The organism is Mycobacterium sp. E2699 (genome assembly GCF_001666745.1).
GTDB lineage: Bacteria > Actinomycetota > Actinomycetes > Mycobacteriales > Mycobacteriaceae > Mycobacterium.
The window spans coordinates 88,905-111,092 of the sequence record NZ_LZJH01000088.1 but is presented as its reverse complement, the minus strand read 5'-3'; the positions used below and the strand labels follow the sequence as shown (position 1 = coordinate 111,092).

General features: G+C 69.5%; 10 protein-coding genes. 2 read left to right on the top strand and 8 right to left on the bottom strand.

Going from position 1 to position 22,188, the window contains the following annotated elements; translation table 11 throughout:
- The first annotated feature begins 161 nt into the window (after window positions 1–161).
- Window positions 162–1,340: a permease gene (locus tag A5696_RS15190; protein WP_067880267.1), complete on the top strand. Its 1,179-nt coding sequence runs from the start codon at window positions 162–164 to the stop codon at window positions 1,338–1,340.
- Here the strand turns inward: A5696_RS15190 and A5696_RS15185 are convergent.
- From A5696_RS15185 to A5696_RS15175, 3 genes are all read right to left on the bottom strand, one after another.
- Window positions 1,328–8,668, bottom strand: a complete 7,341-nt coding sequence (locus A5696_RS15185; protein WP_067880264.1) for a beta-ketoacyl synthase N-terminal-like domain-containing protein — start codon at window positions 8,666–8,668, stop codon at window positions 1,328–1,330. The genes A5696_RS15190 and A5696_RS15185 overlap by 13 nt on opposite strands.
- A 23-nt stretch (window positions 8,669–8,691) precedes the next feature.
- On the bottom strand, window positions 8,692–14,934 hold the full coding sequence (locus tag A5696_RS15180) for a type I polyketide synthase (RefSeq protein WP_067880261.1): 6,243 nt from the start codon (window positions 14,932–14,934) through the stop codon (window positions 8,692–8,694).
- A gap of 347 nt (window positions 14,935–15,281) precedes the next feature.
- The gene (locus tag A5696_RS15175) at window positions 15,282–16,937 is read right to left on the bottom strand and encodes a PfaD family polyunsaturated fatty acid/polyketide biosynthesis protein (RefSeq protein WP_231964339.1); all 1,656 of its coding nucleotides are present in this window, start codon (window positions 16,935–16,937) and stop codon (window positions 15,282–15,284) included.
- 315 nt (window positions 16,938–17,252) lie between these two features.
- Here A5696_RS15175 and purU point away from each other — a divergent pair, with 315 nt between their 5' ends.
- Window positions 17,253–18,179 carry a formyltetrahydrofolate deformylase gene (gene purU / locus A5696_RS15170; RefSeq protein ID WP_156738408.1) on the top strand — a complete coding sequence of 309 codons (927 nt, stop codon included), beginning with the start codon at window positions 17,253–17,255 and terminating at the stop codon, window positions 18,177–18,179.
- An 8-nt stretch (window positions 18,180–18,187) separates the two neighbouring features.
- Here purU and coaD read toward each other — a convergent pair whose 3' ends face one another.
- From coaD to A5696_RS15145, 5 genes are all read right to left on the bottom strand, one after another.
- Complete coding sequence (gene coaD / locus A5696_RS15165; protein ID WP_067880258.1) at window positions 18,188–18,670, bottom strand: pantetheine-phosphate adenylyltransferase; 483 nt, start codon at window positions 18,668–18,670, stop codon at window positions 18,188–18,190.
- Between the two features lie 24 nt (window positions 18,671–18,694).
- Window positions 18,695–19,249, bottom strand: coding sequence for a 16S rRNA (guanine(966)-N(2))-methyltransferase RsmD (gene rsmD, locus A5696_RS15160; RefSeq protein ID WP_067880255.1), 555 nt, complete (start codon window positions 19,247–19,249; stop codon window positions 18,695–18,697).
- A gap of 10 nt (window positions 19,250–19,259) precedes the next feature.
- Entirely contained in the window at window positions 19,260–19,904 is a 645-nt protein-coding gene (locus tag A5696_RS15155; RefSeq protein ID WP_067880252.1) for a vitamin K epoxide reductase family protein, read from the bottom strand.
- Window positions 19,901–20,665, bottom strand: coding sequence for a DsbA family protein (locus A5696_RS15150; RefSeq protein WP_067880249.1), 765 nt, complete (start codon window positions 20,663–20,665; stop codon window positions 19,901–19,903). Before A5696_RS15150 ends, A5696_RS15155 begins: the two co-directional genes overlap by 4 nt.
- A gap of 81 nt (window positions 20,666–20,746) precedes the next feature.
- The gene (locus A5696_RS15145) at window positions 20,747–21,859 is read right to left on the bottom strand and encodes an alpha/beta hydrolase (protein ID WP_067880246.1); all 1,113 of its coding nucleotides are present in this window, start codon (window positions 21,857–21,859) and stop codon (window positions 20,747–20,749) included.
- Window positions 21,860–22,188 lie beyond the last annotated feature (329 nt).

Here is a 22,188-nt window from a genome sequence, read left to right as displayed (position 1 = left end):
CCATATTCTTTTGCCCGGTCCCCCGCACCGATTGTGGAGCCATTCTAGGGAAATCGGCGACCCGGGCCCGGAAATCGGCCCTCGGCGCCCTTGACGTATACCCCATGGGGGTATAGCTTCACTGGCGGGACGCGGCCCGAGCAACCGAAGGGGAGGACTCGATGAGGGCGCTGGCAGCGGTCGGTCATGCCTTGGAGCTGGCGGGGTCGATGACGTGGGAGATCCTGTGGGCGCTGATCCTGGGCTTCGCCCTGTCGGCGGTGGTTCAGGCCGTGGTGCGGCGCTCCACGATCGTGTCCCTGCTGGGCGACGACCGGCCGCGCACGCTGGCGGTGGCGGCCGGACTCGGCGCGGCCTCGTCGTCGTGCTCGTACGCCGCGGTGGCCCTGGCGCGCTCCCTGTTCCGCAAGGGCGCCAACTTCACCGCCGCGATGGCGTTCGAGATCGGTTCCACCAACCTCGTGGTGGAGTTGGGCATCATCCTGGCCCTGCTGATGGGCTGGCAGTTCACGGCCGCGGAATTCGTCGGCGGTCCGCTGATGATCGTGGTGCTCGCCGGGCTGTTCCGGCTGTTCGTGCGCTCCCGGCTCGTCGACGCCGCCCGCGAGCAGGCCGAGCGCGGCATCGCCGGCTCCATGGAAGGCCATGCCGCCATGGACATGTCGATCCAGAAGGAGGGCTCGTTTTGGCGGCGGCTGCTGTCCCCGCAGGGCTTCACCTCGGTCTCGCACGTGTTCGTGATGGAGTGGATGGCGATTCTGCGTGACCTCGTCCTGGGCCTGCTGATCGCGGGTGCCATCGCGGCGTGGGTGCCCGAAAGCGTTTGGCGGATCTTCTTTTTGACCGATCATCCGGTCTGGTCGGCGGTGTGGGGTCCGCTCGTGGGACCCATCGTCGCGATCGTGTCGTTCGTCTGCTCGATCGGCAACGTGCCGCTGGCCGCGGTGCTGTGGAACGGGGGCATCAGCTTCGGGGGCGTCATCGCCTTCATCTATGCCGACCTGCTGATCCTGCCGATCCTGAACATCTACCGCAAGTACTACGGCACCAAGATGATGCTGACGCTGCTCGGCACCTTCTATGCCGCGATGGTCGCCGCCGGCTACCTCGTCGAATTGCTCTTCGGCACAACGGGTCTCATCCCTCGGCAGCGCAACGCCACGGTGCTGGAGGCGTCGATCTCCTGGAACTACACCACGTGGCTCAACATCGCCTTCCTCGTCGTCGCGGCGGTCCTGATCGTGCGGTTCGTGACGTCGGGCGGAGTCCCGATGCTACGGATGATGGGCGGCTCGCCCGCGCCGGCGGATGGCCATGAGCACTGCCATCACGGGGACTGACGGCTGTGACGCGGGGATGACCGGGTCGCCGCCCATTCGTCATCGCTGATCGTGCTTCGCCAGTCCACCGGCAGGGCGTCCAGGGCGTCCTCGATGCACTCCCAGATCGACTCGAGGGGCGACGCGCCCGGCGCGGCCGCGGCAATCCGGTCCTCCACAGCGCAATTCGGCTCGTGCGGCGCGTCGTCGAACGGCGCGAGCGCGTTGATGGCGTCCATGACGCGGCGCCGACGTTCGGCGTAGGGCCAGGCCGCCAGCTCGTCGGGCATGATGGGCCGGCCGAAGATGTAGTCCTGCGCGGCGTGGCGATACGGCACCTCCAGCTTTCCGTCCAGCGGTTCGGTCGGCAGGCCCCCCGCGAAGTACAGCGGCACGATCGGCAGTGCCGCGTCGATCGCCAGGTCCAGCAGCGTCGAGGTGAGCTTCTCGACGCGCTGGCCGGAGCGCACGTAGCGGGTGCCGTCGGCGTGCACCATGGTCGACACCCCGTGGGCGGAGACGTCGCGCTTGATCTCGTCGACCAACCGCAGGAACTGCTCGGGGTTGCGCTGGTCGAAGTATCGGTTGCTGCGCGGCTTCCCGTCCGCCGCGGCGTCGGCCAGCCGCGTGAGGGCGCCGACCCAACGGGTTTCGTGCTTGGCGTGGGCGATCGTCACGACCTTCGTGTCGGTCAGCCACGACGCGATCGACGTGCCCAGGATCGACTCGACCTGCACCTGGTGGTTGGCGAGCAACAACACCGGCCGGCCCCGAACCGCCGCCATCGCGGCGGGATCCGTGACGATGACGTGCCTGACGTAGCGCGACAGCAACGCCCAGTGCAGCAGGTCGGCGAACCCGCCCGGCGCCAACCCCTGCCAGTCGGTCGACCAGCCGCGCACCGGCCGCCAGTCCGTCCGCAGCGACGCGCTGACCCGGCACGCGCCGGGCGTCCGCTCGACCTCGACCGAGATGCGCTCCAGTGGCAGCGCCGGGCAGCTCACCTGCCCGTCGGCGACGCGGACCTGTGCCGGGTGGATGGCGCCGTGGGCCGCGTCCGCGACGGCTTCCTTGGTCGCGATGTCGGCGATCAACGAATCACCGCGGCCCTCGGTGTCATACACCGCGCGCAAGGTTCCTTTGAACCAGTCCTGCGTTGCGGCCCGGGCGGAATCGAGCGTGACGACGCCGCGGCCCAGCCGCTCGCTCAACGCCATCCCGGGCACCGCGCGCCGCTGCGCCATGAACGCACGCCGCTTGCGGCCGTCGACCCGGACGAGATGCCCCTTCTCCAAAAGGAATTCGACGACGCGGAGGTAGGCCCAGGGCTTGCCCGCCACGCTGAGCCACAGATCGACGATCGGCAGGCGGGCACCGGCGTCGGCCGCGTCGTCGAACCCGACGAACCGGGCTTCCACGTCCACCGTGCCCTGCGCGGGGGCGCCGCTGTAGAACCGCGCCCAGACCACGCGACGCGGAAAGCCGACGAGCGGATCCGCCGCGTCCGCGTACGACGCGACATCCGCAGTCTGTGTGGTCCATACGTTCATCGCGGTGTGGGGAACGATGTGAAACGCCCCGTCGAGCAGTCCGGGGTGCTGTTGACCCACGGGCACGGCGCAGCGCTCGACGGCCAGCCTCCCCGAGGATCCGTTGCGGCCTATCCGGGCGCCGTCCATCAGCGTCGCGAACGCGGGCCCGTGGAACACCGTGCCGTCGTACGGGCTGGCGTACGGCACCGCGTCGCGCAAGGGCGAGGGGCTCGGCGGTTCGCCCGAATACTGGTTCGCCGTGGCAATCACGGCCGTTGCGTGGGTTTCCCAGCGCGACAGCTCGGGCCTGGATGCGTCGCGCCACACCTCCAGGCGGCCCGTGAAGCGGCCCGGCCCGACGGGTTCGACCACCACCCGCACCCGCGTGGGCGAGTCGAGGACGACCCAGCGCACCAGTTCCAAGTCGGTGACCTCGACCACCTTGTCCGAGCCGGCGGCGCGGCCGGCCGCCTGTGCGAACAGGTCCAGCACCGACATCATCGGCAGGGAGGGGATGACATACGTCGGGCAGTGATCGCCGACCCAGGTGTCCCGGGCGGGATCGAGCGTGGTCTCCACCGTGGTCGCCGCGGCCTCGGTGGGCGCGGGGTCCGGTGCGGCTCCCGTGATGCGCATGCCCAAATCCGTGGCGCTGTAGATGCGTATTCCGTCGCACCACAGGGAGGCGTCGGCGACGGCCAAAACGCCCGGGGTGCCCTCGTTTTCGTGCACGATCCGGGTGATCTCCACCTCGGCGGTGATCTGGTTGTTCGTGGGCACGATCTGACCGCGATACCGCCACGTGATCGCGTGGTGCAGAGCGACCGGCTCGAAGCGCGCCGACGGTCCGGCTTGTTCGCCGAAACCGAGGTCGAGCATCGCGAATTGGATGAGCTGGAGCAGCATTTCGATGCCCAACGACCCCGGCTGGACCGGATCGCGGTAGAAGTGCGCCTTGAAGTACCACTCGGCGGGGTTGATGTCTTTGACGGCGCGCCAGCGGCCCAGGCCGGCGCCGCCCGCGGTGGGCCACCGGCCCGTGACCCGGTCGATCATCAACAGCATCGGGTCGGCCAGCCGGGCTCCCGGACCGAAGAACTTTTCCGGCCGGGTGCGCAGGTCGACGACCGGCGCCTCGCACCCGAGCTCCAACAGGGTGCGCTGCTCGGCGCTCACCGGCAGGCCCACCTGCTGCTGCAGTGCTTCGAGGCGGAAGTATCCGAACACCGTGTCGAAGGTGTAGACGACTCCGCCGTCCGCGGAGATTTCGCCGTCAAAGCTCACGATGATGGTTCCGCCCGCCTGGGCGATGCTCTTCAACACGGCCTTGACGGCCAGCGTTCCGGTCGACGGTGTGATCTCCCGGTGCTGTGTCCCCGTTCCGTCGAGGTTGCGGAAGAAGAGGTCCACGTCGAAGTCCAGCGGGCAGCCGGCGTAGGCCCCCAGCCAGCCGCAGGGCTGCAGCGCGATCTCCATCAGGACCGCGTTGGGCATCGTCGGTGTGCCGTTCGAGCCCTTGTTCTCGGCGAAATACCAAGCGTCGCGGGGAACGTCGTACTCCGCCACAACTTCCGCGCCGGGCTTTGCCACGCCGAGCTCACCGACCACCCGGGTGACCCGGGACATGAAGTGGTAGGGCGGCCCGGGCAGCCGCGCAACCCTGCGGTGCGTGTCGAACTTCTCGTAGAGGGGACCGACCGCCAGGGAAGGCTTGGCGATGGCGCAGGCGAGCATCGCTTGGTAGTCGAACTTGACCCCATGGCCTTCGGCGACGGGCTTGGGCTCGACGTAGCCGTCCAGCTCTTCGACGCCCATGTCCATCGGGCATCCGGGCGAAAGCCGCAGTCCCATGCGACGGCAGTGGAAGGCCGGCAATCCGTCGACCGTGCACAGCAGGTCCGCGAACACGGTGGGCTCGGGCCCGGCGATGACCTCGCGCACGAACACCTCGTAAACCAGCTCGCGTGATCGGGGCGTCACCTGACCGCGGCATGCCAGCTTGTAGGTCTCGAAGGGCACGGGCTCGAAACGCCAGCCGTCGCAATCCAGCGTCATGCCGAGACCGGTCATGTAGATGGCCATCGTCTGCAACGTCGCCTCGTACATGAGCGTGCCCGGCATGCACGGGTCGTTCTTGAAATGACCTTTGAAGAACCATGTCTCGGGGGTCACGCGCGCCACCGCACGCAAATAGCCCCTGCCCCAGGGCCCGCCGGTGAAGTCCAGCCGGGTCACCTCGTCGACGAACAGCATGTCGCCGCCGGCGATGCTCGGCGTGCGGGTGTGGCTGGCGGCGCGCTCGAAGCCGGCGCCGAACGTGTGCCAGATGTCGCCCGCGGCCATCGCCTCGAGATCAGCGCGCTGCAGTGCGGTGCGCGAGGTTTGCACCCGCGTCGACTCCATCGGCCCGCTGACGGTCTCGTCCTCGGGACGCCAGAGGATCCCGCCCGACGCCGCCAGCTCCTCGTCGGAGAAGAACCCGGCCTGGCCGTTGCGCATCGACATCCGCTCGACGCCGTCGATGGTGCAGTCGTAGTGGAAGAAGAACATGCGGATGTCGCCCTGGCTGGCGTGGCCGTCCACGTGGATGTCGAAGCGCAATGTGTCGCCGATCTCGGGCAGGCCACCCAGATAGGTCACCTCGCAGCCCAGCAGGCGGTACACCCGCTCCCCTTTGTTGGCGAAGTCGGCACCCATCCACGAGATGAGCATGAGGTCCGCCTGCCCCGCCTCGATCATGATTCCGGCCGGCATCCGGCCCTGATGCAGCCACCACGCGCCGGCGGTGACGTCGGTTTCGGTCCACAGGGTTCCGGTGCCGCTGCGGCCCGGCTCGGCGTCGATGCCCAGCAGGCGATCCGCCAGCAGCAGCGGAGGTTCGGGCATCCGCACCTGCCGCGCGTAGTCGTCCTGCACCGCGAACGCCGGGCCGTAGATCTCGGAGATCTTGCCCGACGCATGCACGCGCAGGCCGTCCTTGTCCAGCCTGAGGCCCACCGGTGTGCGTTTGGCGGTCGGCTCCGGCAACCGTTTGTCGACGGGCCGGGCCGGTTGGGTCGCCCGGTATGCGCCCGCGCCGGGCGGGGCGCCAGTCCTGTTGTGGCTCGGCGGTTTCCGGCCGTTCGTCGACGGCGGCGGTGGCGCGCCGGAGGCATCGGTCCCCGTGTGGACGCCCGAGCGATCGGCGGCCGGTTGCGAGTCCGGCGCAGGACCGATCGACAGCGGCTGCGGCGGCGTCGGGCCGAGCACGTCCGCGCCCAGCGGCACCCGCGCCAGCGCGTCGGTGACTTTCGGGAGAACCGGCGGAACGGGCAGGTGTGTTGTCATGCGCTGCTCCAGTCGAGGGGTGTCACCATTGCCGGCTCCGGCGCGAACGCGGGCCGGTAACCGAACGGGGGGCGGGTGAGCCGGAAAGGTCAACCGTGCGGGTTTCCCCGCACGGGATGCGGGGCGCACCAGGGCGTTAAGCGGGTCGACGCCGGTGCGTTCGGATGCCGTTGGCACCAGGACGATTTGCTGGCGCTGGCCGCCGAGCGCGTCGAGCGAGACGACGACCGAACGGTTTTCGGACGTCCATGCCGTGCCGTCGGGGCAGATGCCCATAAAGCCGTACAGCGCTCCGGCCGCGACATGCAGCAGTCCCGACGCGGCGTGGGCGTGGCCGAGCAGCGGCGTCAGGTTCAGCGCGCCGGGTGCGGTGCCGACATGCAGGCACTCCCCCTGTGGTTCCTGATCGGCCGGCAGGGTGGCGATGACGGTGTCGCCGTCCCGGCGCGCGTCGTCGGCGCGTTTGAGGACGACGACGACGGCGGCGTCGCCGGGGATCTGCTCGCCCGGTCCGAGCAGAGCGCGTGCCGACGCTTCGTGCACCGGCTCGCAGCTGAGGTCCACCGCACCGACGACGGCGGCGTCGACCTCGCGCCGCCGCAATTCGCGGGCCGCCATCAGCAGGGCCGTGGCGCCGGACAATTCTTCGCCGGACACCGTGAAACTCGGTCCCCGCAAGTCGAATTGCCGGTTCAGACGGTTGGCGACGATGTTCGGCATGGCTCCTACCACGCCGGCGGCCGTCCAGGCGGGCGCGACGGCGTCGCGCGCCTGCGCCAGTCGGACCGGGTCATCGATATCGCCGGCCAGCCGCCAGCGCAGTCCCAGCCGGGTGATCTCGGTGTCGCAGCCCATCCCGACGATGACGCTCGTCCCGTCCGGCGGCAGCGCGCCGATCAGCGCATCGATGTTGACGGCCGCGCCCAGCAGGGCCAGCTGCTGGGGCAGCGTCTGCTCGAGATCTGTTGGAGGGAAGCGTGTTTGGGTGATATCGAGACAGACCTCGGTCATCCGCGCGCGCCGGGCGCCGGCGGCGTCGGGGCTCGGGATCGGTTCGGATTTCCTCAGCCGCTCCGCCACCGAGGCCGTGTCGTGATCACCGACCAGCAGGCTGATGCCCACGATCGCGACGTCACCGCCGGCGACGCGGCCGGTGGCCACGGATGCCGGCCGGACGCGCCGTCCGCCAACGGGCTCGATCCATTCCTCCAGCAGCAGGTGGGCGTTGTTGCCGCCGAAGCCGAAGTTGTTGATCGCGGCGCGGCGCGGTCCGATGCACGCCCAGGGCTCGGCGTCGGTCAGCAGGCGGAACGGGGACTCGGCGACGAACGGCAACGGATCGTCGACGTGCAGCGTCGGGGGACGTATGCCCGCACGCATGGCCGCCAGCACCTTGATGGCTCCCGCGGCGCCGGATGCCGTGATCGAGTGTCCCAGATTGGATTTCAGGGATCCGATGGGTACGTTCGCCATACCGTCGAAGATGCGTGCCATGCTCATCAGCTCGGTCAGGTCGCCCCGGGAGGTTCCCGTCGCATGGCACTCGACGAGTGAGATGTCCTGCGGCTGTAGCCCGGCCATCTCGTAGGCGAGCCGCATCGCGCGCTCCTGCCCCGCCTGCGCGGGTACCAGCAGGCCCTGACCCCGGCCGTCGTTGCTGAGCCCGACCGCCCGGATGACGCCGAGGATGGCGTCCCCGTCGGCGATCGCGTCGTCGAGCCTCCTGAGCGCCAGAAACGCCGCGCCTTCGGCCGGGACCAGCCCGTCGGCGCCACGGTGGAAGGGACGCGACGTTCCGGTGCGGCTCAGCGCCTGGAGTGCGCTGAAGCCGACGTGCAACAGGAGGTCACCGGCGCCGTTGACGCCTCCCGCCACCATCACGTCCGCGGTGCCGTCGTGGAGCCGATCGCACGCCAGCTTGATCGCGTACAACGAGGAGGCACACGCGGCGTCCAGCGCGGCGGCTCCTCCCGTCAGCCCCAGCGCGTCGGCCACGACGTGCGCCGGGAGCCCGGACATGAAGCGGTTGCGCCAGTCGATGCCGTGTTCGTCACCGCGCCAGACACTTTCGGCCAGGTCGGTCATCGATTTCGTCGGATAGCTCAGGTTGCCGAGAATCACCCCCGCCGGCCCCGGAACCTCACCGGGTCTCCAGCCGGCGCTCTGCACGGCTTGGCGGGCGGCCTCGAGGGCCCACAGGAACAGCGGATCGAGACCGTGGAACCGCTCGGCGTCGAGCAGGAAGCGGCCGGGGTCGAAGATGTCGTCGAAGCCCCGCACGTATCCGCCGCGGTCCGACCAGGCGTGGTCGAGGAACGAGGCGTTCTCGTCGTCGGCGACGATCCGCGCCGCGGGTACGCCCCAATAGCCGGGCGGGGGTGAGCCGAGCACGTCCCGGCCGTCGTGCACGGTCTGCCACAACTCGCCCGGGTTCAGCCCGCCGGGCAGGACGCAGCCCTGGCCCACGATCGCGATGGGCTCAAACTTCACGGCGGCTCCGCGGCATCGTCGAATCAGCCGCCGTAGGGGTACAACTCGAGCCTCCTGATGCCGGCAACCATGCGGTTGTCGGCGTCCAGGAGATCCAGGTCGCAAACGGCCCGGCTGTTGTCGGCGTCGCCGTTGGAGAGCACGCAGCGCAGTCCGTCGCCGAGTGCACCGGCCCGGTAGCGGGCGACCTCGCCCACCCGCAGCGGCAGCACCGTGCGGCCGAGCCGCTCGAAGCCCCACACCAGTGCCACCTGCAGGCACCCGTCGAGCGCCGCCGGATCCGTGGCCCAGCCCTCACCCCGCCAGCCCGCGCGCGTCAGGCCGTGCAGGGATGCCGTCGCGGTCGAAACCCCGCAGTCCACCGAGTCGAGGACCTGAAACGCCGGGCCGTGGAAGAGCGCGCCGCCGCCGTAGCAGGCGGCCCGGTCCAGCCGGCGGCCGCCGGCCGGCGTCGTTGGGGTCGCGGGGAGTGTGGTTGTTTCCCAACCCATTTCGGCCGTCGCCGAGTAGTGGGCAGTCGATCCCGAGCCGTCGGACAACGTGCAGGTCAGCCGATGCGGATGTCCCTCCACCGCCGCGCAGCGCACCAGCATCGGGTCGCCGTGCTGTTCGATGTCGGACAGCGTCACTCCCCGCAGCACCCTGAGGTCGAGGACACGGTCCACCCGGTGCCCCGGCCGGCAGGCCTCGGCCATCCGCACAAACCACTCCAGGGCCTGGACGATCGGCAGCACGACCTTGCCCCGGACGCGGTGATCGACCAGGTACGGCTGCCGGGTCACCTGGGCCACCACGCGCGCGACCCGGCCCTCGGCGGGGACGGGATGGGTTGGCAGGCCGGCCAATACGCCGTCGCCGAGGGTGACCTCGGGGGTCTCGGTTCCGCCGTCCAGGACGTCCGAGACGAATGCCCGAGCGCCGTCGGCGAGCGGGATCAACGAGATGCCCCGCGACTCGAACATCGCCTTGAGGCCGGGCGTGACCATGCCGGAGTCCCACGGCCCCCAGCCCAGGGCCCGCACGAGGCAGGCCGGACCGCGGCGCGCCTGCTCCGCCAGGGCCACCTTGTTGAGGATCTCGTTGGCCATGGCGTAGTCGCTTTGACCGACGTTGCCGCTGCGCGCGGCCACCGAGGAAAACAGGCAGATGACCTTCAGCGGATCGGCGGCCGTCGCGTCCAGCAGTGCGCCGAGGCCACCGACCTTCGTCTCGAAGACGCGGTCGAACCCGTCCAGGGTCTTCTTGTGCAGTGGCGCATCGGCCAAAACGCCTGCGCCATGCACCAATCCGGTGATCGGACCGAATTCGGCCCGCACGCTGTCCAGCAGCGGGCCGAGCGCGGCCGCGTCCCGCACATCGGTCGCGGCGTAGCGGACCCGTGAGCCGGCCGCGGTCAGGGCGGCGAGGGTGGCGCGCACCTCGCGATCGGCGAGGATGCGCTGCACCTGCTGCTCGAGCTGTCTGGGCGTGGGCTTGAGCCCTTGTGCCGCAGCGCTACCGAGCAGCGCGCGCTTGAGCTCGGCATCGGTCGCCAGCCCGCGCGCCGCGGGCGGTTCGTCGGACAGCTCCGTGCGCCCCAGCAGGACGAAACTCGCTTGCGTCTCCTTGGCCAGGGCGATCACCGACGCGGCGGTGACGCCGCGGCCGCCGCCCGACACCACGACCACGTCACCGCGGTCCAGGCGGCGCGTGTGGGTGGTCACCCGCCGCGCGTCCGCCGCGACCGTGACGCGACCGTGCGAGCTGCCCAGACCGACTTCGAGTTCCGCGCCGCCGGCCAGAATCTCCTGAGCGAGGCGTTCGGCGACGGCGACCGGCGGCAGCTGCCCAACCGCGATGTCGATCGCCTTGATCTGCGCGCGGGGCCACTCCTGTGCGGCCGTCTTGGCGAGTGCGGCGATGCCGCCGGCCCAGGCGCGCGGGCCGGGGTCGGTGAGCAGGCCGAAGGTGCCGCCGGTGTCCTGGACGGTGACGAAGACGCCGCCGTGTTCGGCGAAGTGCGCGGCGACGCATTGGGCGTCGGCGAAAACCGTTCGATTGACGGCCAGCGTGTCGTCACGGGTGGCCATTCGCCGCAGACCGGCGAGGTGGATCACCGCCCGGGCATCCGCACTGGGCGCGGCCACGACTGTGGCGTCGACGCCGTGCGTGCGCAGGATGACGGCCAGGGCTTCGGCCGTGGCGTCCTGCTCGTCTCGCGTTGTGACGATCTCGACGCCGGCGGCGGTGTGGAGACCGGGCATTCCCATCCCGCTGGCCGGAGCGGGGATCGCGCGCACCGCGTAGCGCGCGACCCCCGCTAGGTCAAAAGGGAGGCGATCACCTACTTCGGTCGCCGGGCCGGTCAGGTTTTGTAGGTAATCGATGATCTCGCCCAGCGTGCCCAACGTGGCCATCGTCGACGTCTCCACCTCCGGCAACCCCGGAATCCGCTGCTGCACAGCGGACAAAATCTCCACCCGCTTGATCGAGTCGATCCCCAGATCGGCCTCCAACGCCATCGACAAGTCCAGCATCTCCACCGGATAACCCGTCTTGTCGGCCACCACCGCCAGCATCTGACCCACCAACTCACCAGCGGCCACCGGCGCCGCCGACCCGTTGTGGGCGGCCGCGCTGCCGTTAAGGGCCACCGGGGCACTCAGGCTGTGCAGGTAATCGATGATCTCGCCCAACGTGCCCAACGTCGCCATCGTCGACGTCTCCACCTCCGGCAACCCCGGAATCCGCTGCTGCACAGCGGACAAAATCTCCACCCGCTTGATCGAGTCGATCCCCAGATCGGCCTCCAACGCCATCGACAAGTCCAGCATCTCCACCGGATAACCCGTCTTGTCGGCCACCACCGCCAGCATCTGACCCACCAACTCCGAGCCGTCGGCCGAAACCGCCACCGGCGCAAGCGTGCTGACGGGCGCCGGGGCCGCGGGCGGGACCGGCGCCGTCGTCCCGTTCCGAACGGCGACGTGGTCGTTGTGGACGGCCGGGACCGCCGGCGCTGTGGGCATCACCGGACCGCCATTGTGGGCGGGGGCCGGTGGTGGTGTCGGCATTGCCGGTTTTCCGTTGGGGACGACCGGCGGTGCGGCCGGTGGTCCGGCTACCGCGGGCTGCGGCACGAGAGCCTGCAGGGCCCTTTGTATTCGGCCGATGCCTTCCTGCACGGTTCCAACAGCGGCCAGCAGCTCCGTTACGACGTCGGCGCTGACGTGCGGCACGGGTGCGGCAGCAGCGCGGGCATGAGCACCGTTGCCGCCGAGCTCAGCCGGCGGGGCCGCCGTCGGCGCCGAAGGCACCGCGGCGGATGCCGTCGCGGGTGGGCTTGCGGGCGTATGCGATTCGGATGGCGCCAATGTGTACTCCGATTCGGTCCTGTGCCCGTTGCTGCGGACACTGCGGTCGGTAGGGGCTTCGACACCGATCGGCCGCCGCACGGGCTGCTCGCTCATGCGCGGCTTTCCGTAGTTGGATCCGTTGATCGTCAGCGTGAGCTTGGGTCGCTGGCGAGCGCGGGGGTCGTCGCCGGGGCGGTAATCGGCCCACAGCGGATCGAAATTCATCGGGACGCCGGCGGCGGCGAGTTGGGCCAGCCCGAGCCACAACGACCGAATGCCGTTTCGGCCCTTGGCATCCAGGGATACCGCGGTGTGCTCCCTGCCGGCCAGACACTTGCCGACGAGGTTCGTCAACACGCCGCCGGGGCCCACCTCGACGAAGGTGCGAGCGCCGGCCCCCCACATCGCCTGAACCTGTTCGGCGAACCGCACGGGCTGGGCGATCTGATTGGCGAGCGTGCTCCGGATCTGTTGGGGATCAGCACCGTACGGCTGCGCCGTCGCGTTGGCGTAGACGGGCACCTGCGGCGTGCCGAACGGGATATCGGCCAGGAACGACGCGAAGGGACCGGCCGCCGCGCTGACGATGTCGGAGTGGAAGGCGGTCGCGACGTCGAGGCGGCGCGCGGTGATGCCCACCTCGCCGAACCGTTGCGCCGCATGGTTGATGGCCGTCGTGTCGCCCGACAGCACAACCTGGTCGGGAGCGTTGTGGTTGGCGACGACAACGGGGAGCCCCCACTCTGCGATCAGCTGACGGACCTGCTCGACGGGTGCGCTCACCGCGCACATCGCCCCGTCGCTGTTGTTCGCCGCGTCGGCCATCAGCGCACCGCGAGCGCGGGCGATCAGGAGGGCGACCTCCTCGCCGAACACACCCGCGGCGCACAACGCGGTGACTTCGCCGAAGCTGTGCCCACCGACGGCGACGGGCGCAATCCCCAGCGCCCGGATCACGGCGAGCAGACTCAGGCTGTGCGCGCCGATGCCCGGTTGCGCCCACTCGGTCCTCGTCAGCTCGGCCGCCTGCCGCGCCCGCTCGTCGTCGGTGAACGCCGTCCTCGGCCAAACGACCTCGTGCAGGTCGCGATCCGCGTTCAACAGGCCGGCGCGGGCGACCTCCCATGGCGACAGTGCCGCGTCATGGAGCTGAGGCAGGTCGGCGCCCATGCCGACGTACTGGCTGCCCTGTCCGGGGAACAACAGCGCCACCGGCCCGGGTCGTTGTGCCGAGTAGTGGTAACCCTTCGGCGAGCTCAACGACGCCGGGCAGTCGGCTGCGCGGAGCCTGTCCGCGAGCTCGTCGAGCAACGCCCGCAGGTTCGAAACGCTGTCGGCCACAACGGCCAGGCGGTGCGGTTGCGCGGCGTCGTAAGCGGACTGGGTGCTGCGTGCGATGTAGCTGAGCATGTCGTTGCTGTCGACGAGCGACGCGGACAGCCGAGCGGCCTCATCGGAAAGCGCCGGCGCGGACTGCGCGCCCAGCAGGATCAGCTCGGAATCCCAGGATCGGAACCGCCATGCCCGCTTCCCGGTGCCGGTGTACTCCTCGACCGTGACATGAAAGTTGGTGCCGCCGAAGCCGAATGAGCTGACGGACGCGCGCCTCGGCAAGCCGTGGTCGGCGATCCACGGCTTGGTCTGCGTCGAGAGGTAGAACGGCGTCTTCTCGATTTCGAGGGCGGGATTGGGCCGATCCACTTTGATGGTCGGCGGCAATGCCTTGTGGTGCAGCGCCATCACGGCCTTGAACAGGCCGCACGCCCCCGCCGCGCCCTTGGTGTGGCCGACTTGGGACTTCACCGAACCGAGCGCGCACCACTGCCGCTCCGCGCGACCCGATTCGTCGAAAACCTCGCGCAGCGCGGTGAACTCGGCGACGTCACCGGCCTTCGTTCCCGTGCCGTGCGCCTCCACGAGCCCGACCGTCTCCGGGCCGTAGCCGGCGGCGGCATAGGCTCGGCGAAGGGCCTTGGCCTGACCGGCCGGGCTCGGTGCGTAGATGCTCTTGGCCCGGCCGTCCGACGACGTGCCGAGGCCGCGGATCACGGCGTAGATCCGGTCGCCGTCGCGTTCGGCGTCGTCCAGACGCTTGAGCGCGAGCATCGCCAGACCCTCGCCGAGCATGGTCCCGTCCGATTGCGCGGAGAAGGGCCGGCAGTCGCCGGTGGGCGACAGCGCGGTGACCCTGGCGAAGCACATGAACATCAAGATGTCGTTGAACGCGTCGACTCCCCCGGCGATCACCATGTCGGCCGCACCGAGGTACAGCTCGTGCAGGCCCACCTCGAGCGCGGCCAGGGAGCTGGCGCACGCCGCGTCGATGACGCAGTTCGTGCCGCCGAGGTCGAAGCGGTTGGCGATTCGCCCGGCGATGACGTTGCCGAGAAGTCCGGGAAAGGTGTTTTCCTGCCACGGCGTGTAGGCGGACGCGACGCTCTCGCTGAATGCCGCGATCTCGCGTTCGGAAAGGCCGGCAGCGCGAAGCCCGCGCTCCCAGACCGGCCGGTGCAGGCCGCCGCCCATATAGTTGGTCATTTCGGTTCCGCCGGACGCTCCCAGCACCACGCTGACCCGCTCGCGGTCAATGTGAGACAGGTCACCGCCGGCGGCGTCCTCCAGTACCTGCTGCGCGACCATTAATCCGAGCAATTGCGCGGTGTCCGTCGCGGGCACTGCATTCGGTGGAATTCCGAAATCCATCGGCGAAAAGTCGATATCGGGCAGGAATCCCCCGCGGCGCGCGTAAACCTTGTCCAGCGCTTGCGGCGACGGGTCGTAGTAGTCGTCGACGCTCCAGTGCGAGGCGGGGACCTCCGAGAACAGGTCGACGCCTCCGACGATGTTGCGCCAGAAGCGCTCGGCCTCGGGCGAGCCGGGAAACAGTGCGCTGACGCCGACAACGGCAACCGGGGGATGCTTGGATACCACGGGTCTCCTTCGCGCCGGTTATACGTACCGCGTCGGGATGTTCACCACGCCCCACTGACCGTCAGTTTTGCTGAATTGATCAACCGAGACTGGTCGAACGCTCGCCGGACGATACCAGAGCATAAGCCAGCGTATTGACGGATTGTCAATAACCCCGGATTCGTCTTAGGGCCGCCTTATGAGCAACGGTTTTGATTGGCCGCCATCCGATCCGGACCGCGCCGGGTTTCCTTCGACGCCGACGCGTATCGGCCGCCAAACCGAACCGCGATTACACGCGCGTAACTATTCGCCGCACGCAAATGCGCCGAGCGCGGAGATTGCCGCGCAATTCGGGCGCCGCGGCGCTACACGGACAACGGATGTGGCACGTAATGGAACGCGCTCGCCGGGACGGGCACCCCGCAGGTGCGCGCCTGCTGGGCCCGGCTGATCTGGGCGGCCCCCTCGAGCAGGTTGAGCGCCACCTGGTCGACGTTGCGGTGCTCGCACGGCTCCAGGTAACTGCCGGCCACCCAGCTGTTGAAGGCCCCCATGGCGGGACCACACCAGATCTGGTAGTCCAGGACGCGATCGGGTTGACCGTCAATCGCCCACCGGCTCGACAGGCCGAGGTACCACCGGAACACCAGGCCCATCTGGTACTTGGGATCGCGGGCGGCGAGTTCCAGCACCGCGGGGTCGCGCTCTTCCCAGTACCGGCGCGTTTCGGCCCAGACCTCGTCGACGCCCTTGCCGAGGATCTTCTCCAGCTCCGCGCCGTGCTTGGCCACGACGGTGGCCAGGTCCGGGTTGCCGGCGTACCACTGGTAGAGCTTTCTCGCTCGGGGCGCGAACATCGAGCCGCGCTTGAGCACCTGCAGGTTCACGCCCATCTCGAACATGTCGGATGCCGGGGCCATCATCACGTCCGCCACCCCGGCCTTGGCGAGCATTTCGCGCGCCTGTGGGGACAGCCCCGACTCGACGCACGACTGGTTGACCGAACCGGTGACCACGTAGGCGGCCCCCATCGCGAACGCGCCGGCGACGGACTGCGGTGTGCTGATGCCGCCGCCCGCCCCGACGCGCACCCGTGCGTTCAGCGCGTGTTGTCGCGCCAGCGTGTCGCGCAGCAGCACGATTTCGGAGAAAAGCGACGAAAGCGGGCGGTTGTCGGTGTGTCCCCCGCTGTCGGCCTCGACCGTGATGTCTTCTGCCACCGGCACGTGCCGTGAAAGTTCGGCCTCCCGCGCGGTGAGCTTGCCGGAGGCTTCGAGCGCCGAAACCAGCGCCGCCGGGGCGGGTTCCATGAACATGCGCGCGACCTCGGGCCGCGACACCTTCGCCATCACATGGTGCTTGCGGACGATGGCGCCGGCCGGGTCGGTCGACAGGCCGGACAGCGCGTAGTGGACGACGGCGGCGGTGAGCTTCATGAACGCCGATGCCTCGACGATGCGAACGTCCTGCGCGATGAACAGCTCGGCCACCCGCGCCTCCAGGGCGGGTTCGTTGGGCGAGTGGATCAGGTTCGCACCCCACGCGAGTCCGGTTCTGCCCGCCAGCCTCGCGTGGATGTCGGCCAGCCCCCGCTCGACGGCGGCGTAGGACAGGCCGCCCGCGCCGAAGAAGCCCAGCATGCCGGCCTCGGCGACCGCCACCACGAGCGCCGGTGTCGCGATGCCGTTGGCCATGGCCCCGGTGACGTACGGAAAACGGGTCCCGTGGGCCTCGCAGAACTCCCGGTCGCCCAGCCACTCCGGGTATATCGGGGGCAACGTCGCCACCAGTGACACGTCGGACGCGCCGGCGCCCACCAGCTCACCGCCCATGGCAAGCCCCAGCTGCCCGGTTGCGTGCTCGCGCACGACGTGAACCGGGTGCCGCACGTATCGCAGGATGTGCGCGATGTCTTCCGGGGCGAACGCGGGCGGCGCGGTGGTCGGGCGCCACCCACCAAGAACCGGGGTCACGTCGGCCTCGGCGCGATTCTCCACCGCGACGGCGGGTCCCTCATCCACTGCCAAGTCCCTTCGAAATCATCCGGCGCGCATTGCTTCGTTGGCAGAATGCCTCAACCCGGGCAATCGAGCACGCGTTTCTGGTGAATCACCGCTGCGACCACATTCCCCGGGCGCTGCCTCCATTCGGGTTCGGCGAGTGCCCACGGATCGCCGATCGCATCAAATGAGCGGTGTCACAGCGGAAGTCACGTTCGGGACCATTCGCTTCCCGGGAAAGCCCGATGGCGAACGCATGACGGACGGTATCCTGGCCTGCGGAAATCTGAATCTCACCGTCCTTCTATTCCAAGCCCAGTGACGAAGGAAGCCAAGATGGCGCGATCCGGGATGCCGACGCCGGCGGAGGCCGGTAACTATCCGCCACCGCCGGCCGGCCCGCCGCCGCCGGCCGACATCGGCCGACTGCTGCTGCGCTGCCACGACCGGCCCGGGCTGATCGCGGCGGTCAGCAACTTCCTGGCCCAGGCCGGCGCCAACATCATTTCGCTCGAACAGCACTCCACCGCGCCGGAGGACGGAACGTTTTTGCAGCGAGCGATCTTTCACCTGCCCGGCCTGGCCGCCGCCAAGGACGAACTCGAGCGCCAGTTCGCGGGCACCGTCGCCGACAAGTTCGCCATCGACTACCGGTTCACCGAAGCCTCGAAGGCCAAGCGGGTCGCGATCATGGCCTCCAAGGAGGACCACTGCCTGTTGGACCTGTTGTGGCGCAATCGCCGCGGCGAGCTCCAGATGTCGGTTGCCATGGTGATCGCCAACCATCCCGACCTGGCCGACCACGTGCGCCCCTTCGGCGTGCCGTTCATTCACATCCCCGCCACCCGCGACACGCGGGCCGAGGCCGAACAGCGCCAGCTCCAATTGCTCAGCGGCAACGTCGATTTGGTGGTGCTGGCGCGCTACATGCAGATACTGAGTCCGGAGTTTCTCAACGCGGTCGGCTGCCCGTTGATCAACATCCACCACTCGTTTCTCCCCGCCTTCACCGGCGCGTCACCCTATCGGCGCGCGCGTGAACGCGGTGTGAAGCTGGTCGGCGCCACCGCCCACTACGTCACCGAGGTGCTCGACGAGGGCCCGATCATCGAGCAAGACGTCGTGCGCGTCAACCACACCCACACGGTCGACGACCTGATCCGCGTCGGCGCCGACGTCGAACGCGCGGTGTTGTCGCGCGCCGTGCTCTGGCATTGCGAGGACCGGGTGATCGTTCACGACAACCAGACCGTCGTGTTCTGACCCACGCCTCAGGCGCGGCCCGACAGCTTCTCCCGCAACCGGCGGTTCACCGGTTCGGGCAGCAGCTCCGACACGTCGCCGCCCAGCCACGCTACCTCCTTGGCCAGCGAGGACGACACGAACGAATAGCGCGGCGTGGTCGCGACGAAAAACGTGTCCACACCGGCGATGTGCTTGTTCATCTGCGCCATCTGCAGCTCGTATTCGAAGTCGGTGCCGGTGCGCAGGCCCTTCACGATGGCCGTCATCCCCCGCGCCCTGACGAAGTCGACCACCAGACCCTGACCGGACTCCACCCGCAGGTTGGGCAGGTGCGTCGTCGACTCCTCGATCATCGCGATCCGCTCGTCGAGCTCGAACATGCCCTTCTTGGCGGGGTTGGTCAGGATCGCCACGACCACCTCGTCGAACTGGGCCGACGCGCGCTCGAAGACGTCGATGTGGCCCAACGTCACCGGGTCAAACGACCCCGGACACACCGCGCCGCTCATGCCGACTGACGCTACACGGCGGCGTCAGGCAAATTCGGCCAGCTCCAGACGGGTGTCGCCGTACACGCGCTCCGGCCACACGGACCAGCCCGGCGGCCAGGTCAGCGCCGCTGCGGCGGCCGGACGCTCCACGGCCGCGACGGTACCCTCGCGCACCCAGCCGTGCGCGGTCAGTGCGGCCAGCACGGCGTTCAGCTCCGTGGTGTCGATGTCGTAGGGCGGGTCGGCCAACACCAGGTCCACCGCGGTGGCCGTCCCGACGGCCAGCACGGTCGCGGCCGTGCCGCGGCGCACGGTGGCGCCGGGCAGTCCCAGGGCCTCGACGTTGCGCGCGATGACGGCCGCGGTGCGCGGGTCGGACTCCACGAACACCGCGGAGGCCGCCCCGCGCGACAGGGCCTCCAGCCCCAGCGCGCCCGAGCCGGCGTACAGGTCGAGCACCGCCAGGCCGGCCAGGTCGCGTCGCGCGGCGACGATGTTGAACAGCGATTCGCGGACCCGGTCGGTGGTGGGCCGGGTGCCCCGCGGGGGGACGGTGATGCGCCGCCCCCCGGCGACGCCACCGATGATCCGGGTCACGGGCAGACGTTCACAACAGGGTGGACCAGTAGTCCCAGAACCGCGCCATGATCAGCAGGAACACCGCGGTGAACCACAGCGCGGCGATCGACCACCGCCATTGGTAGAGCAACCAGGCCGGGCCGGATCGGTGCCGCAACGCCGGCCGAAAGACGATCGACGCCACCACCACCAGCAGCGAGATGGTGATCGCCCAGACGACCATGCAGTACGGGCACAACGCCCCGATGCGGTACAGGCTCTGGAAGATCAGCCAGTGCACGAACGCCGAACCCATCAGCACACCCACCAGCAGCCCGGCCCAATACCATTGCGGCAGAGCAACTTTGGCCACCGCCAAGACACCGGTGACGACCACCACGGTGAAACCCACCAGCCCGAGCAGCGGGTTGGGGAATCCGAGCACCGACGCCTGCGGTGTGACCATCACCGAGCCGCACGACAGGATCGGGTTGATGTTGCATGTCGGCACGTAGGAGGGGTTGACCAGGAGGTCGATCTTCTCCACGGTCAGCGTCATCGAGGCGACCAGGCCGACCACACCGGCGATGAGCACCCACCACGCGCTGGGCGCGGGCACCCGCGCCCGGTCGGGCGAATCCGGTGCCAGGCCGCCGGCCTCTTCGGCGGGTTGCGCTGACACCGGGGTCGTCATCGCGCCGCGGGAGAAACGGCGGTGTCGATGCCCGGCACGTCGCCCACGATGGACTTGATCTTGCTGACCAGCGCGTCGGGCGTCGACGGCTCGTAATCCTGGCCGTTGATCTTGATGGTCGGCGTCGCGGTGATGTGCGCGGCCGCGGCCTCGCCGGCGACCCTGGACAGGTACTTGCCGCTGTTGATGCAGTCGGGCACCTTGCCCACGACGCCGTCCACCCGGGCGATCTCGATCAGCCGCGCGTTGTCGGGGAAGCTGGTGCCGCGCTCGTCGGGCTGGATCTCGGTGCTGTACAGCGCGCTGTGGAAGCGGCGAAACGCGTCGATGGATTCGTCAGCGACGCACAGTGCCGCCGCGCCGGCCCGCGAGGAATAGTTCTGGTTCTTCTGGTTGTCGAGGATGGCCACCATGGAGTAGTCGGCCGCGATCGCGCCGATGTCGATGAGCTTGGACACCGTCGGCCCGAACGCCCGCTCGAAATTGCCGCAGGCCGGGCACAGGAAGTCCTCGTAGAAGCTCACCACGGCCTTGGGGTTGCTTGTGCCGGGCTGGGTGACCACCTTGCTCGACGCCACCCGGACCGTGTCGCCCTCTCCCGTCGCGCCGCCCTTCTTGTGATGCGATGTCACGATGTAGAAGACGAGCGCGACCGCGAAGATCACGATGAAGGCCGTGCCGCCGATCTGGACGAGTCGGCCGGATTTGCCGGTGGCGGACTTCACATCGAATCGCGGGGGACGCTTGGATTTGTCGGCCACAGGTACGCTGATCCTTCGGTGCTGGCCCGTCCGGCGGTCGGACGGAGGCGCCTCTAGAGTACCGGCGTTCCGCCCGACAGCTCAGGCGCGGCTCAGGTGCGCGCGCAGGGCGGAAACCAGCTCGCTCGTCCCCACGGCGCTGTCACCGCCCAGCTGGAACAGGTTCGCGAAGCCGTGGGTGAGCGAGCCCATGTAGCGCAGGTCGACCGGGGTGCCGGCGGCCTGCAGCGCCGCCGCGTAGGCCTCGCCCTCGTCGCGCAGCGGGTCGAACCCGCCGACCGCGATCAGCGCCGGCGCCAGCCCCGCCAGCGACTCGGCGTGCAGCGGCGAGACCCTGGGATCGGTCGGGTCGAACGCCCTCAGGTACTGGGCGGTGAACCAGTCCATGTCGCGCCTGGTCAGCAGGAAGCCGCGGGCGAACAGGCTCATGGACCGGGTTTGCGCGGTGAAGTCGGTCCTCGGGTAGATCAGCCACTGCAGCACCGGGGCGGGGCCGCCCTCGTCGCGGGCCAGCTGGGAGACCACGGCGGCCAGGTTGCCGCCGGCGCTGTCGCCGCCGACCGCGACGCGCCCCGGGGTGGCGCCGAGCTCACCGGCGTGCTCGTGGGCCCACCTGAAGGCCGCGTAGGCGTCTTCGACGGCGGCGGGGGCCGGGTGCTCGGGGGCCAGCCGGTAGTCGATCGACAACACGTGGATGCCGGCGTCGCGGCACGTGAGCCGGCACAGGGAGTCGTGGGTGTCCAGGTCGCCGATCACCCAGCCGCCGCCGTGGTAGAAGACCAGCAGGGGCGCTTCGGCGCCGCCGGGCGGCCGGTAGTGTCGCGCGCGGATCTCGCCGGCCGGTCCCGACAGCGAGAGGTCCGCCACGTCGACGTGGATCTGCGGCCCGGGCAAGCCGGCGAGCGTCTCGCGCATCTGGGCGCGGGAGGCGGCCGGTTCGTCGTCGACGACGAGGCCGTCGATGCCGACGGCGCGCAGACCCGACAGCATCAGCTGAAGCGTGGGGTCGAGCGTGTTGCCGTCGATGATGACCGAGCGGCCGTGGAAAAGCACCCGCTTGGCGGCGCCCGGGATCCACGGAATCACCTTGACACCCGCGGTGGTGACGACGCCCTGCACGCGGCTGAGCCAGCGCATCTGTGCACGCTGGGCGCCAATGTCGAGGTCCGGCGCCCCCGGCAGACTTCTGGTCATGGCTGCTCCTGCTCCCCTGGCTGAAAATTCTGGCCACGCTGGACGACGGAAATGGGATACCCGTTGTCGGGCTCGAAGAGTCTTCCGGGTCCCGCCGGCGCAAATGCCGATTCCGACGTGCCGCGCGATCAACTCTACGTCGTCGCCACTGTGCCGCATTCGGCCATGCTCAGCCGCATTCGACCATGCTCGAGGCGCCACCGGGCGGCTGGGGCAGCCCGGGCGGCATTGATTAGGTGCATATCCGGCTGGGTAATATCGTGGTCCCCGGTCGTGAAACGCACACGGAACCCGGCCGAAATGACGTCGAACTCGGGCTCGATGAGGGA

What these genes read in the sequence shown, in the direction of transcription:
- A5696_RS15190 (WP_067880267.1), top strand. Translation starts at nt 162, where the DNA reads ATGAGGGCGCTGGCAGCGGTCGGTCATGCCTTGGAGCTGGCGGGGTCG.
- purU (WP_156738408.1), top strand. Translation starts at nt 17,253, where the DNA reads ATGGCGCGATCCGGGATGCCGACGCCGGCGGAGGCCGGTAACTATCCG.
- coaD (WP_067880258.1), bottom strand. Translation starts at nt 18,670, where the DNA reads ATGAGCGGCGCGGTGTGTCCGGGGTCGTTTGACCCGGTGACGTTGGGC.
- A5696_RS15155 (WP_067880252.1), bottom strand. Translation starts at nt 19,904, where the DNA reads ATGACGACCCCGGTGTCAGCGCAACCCGCCGAAGAGGCCGGCGGCCTG.
- A5696_RS15145 (WP_067880246.1), bottom strand. Translation starts at nt 21,859, where the DNA reads ATGACCAGAAGTCTGCCGGGGGCGCCGGACCTCGACATTGGCGCCCAG.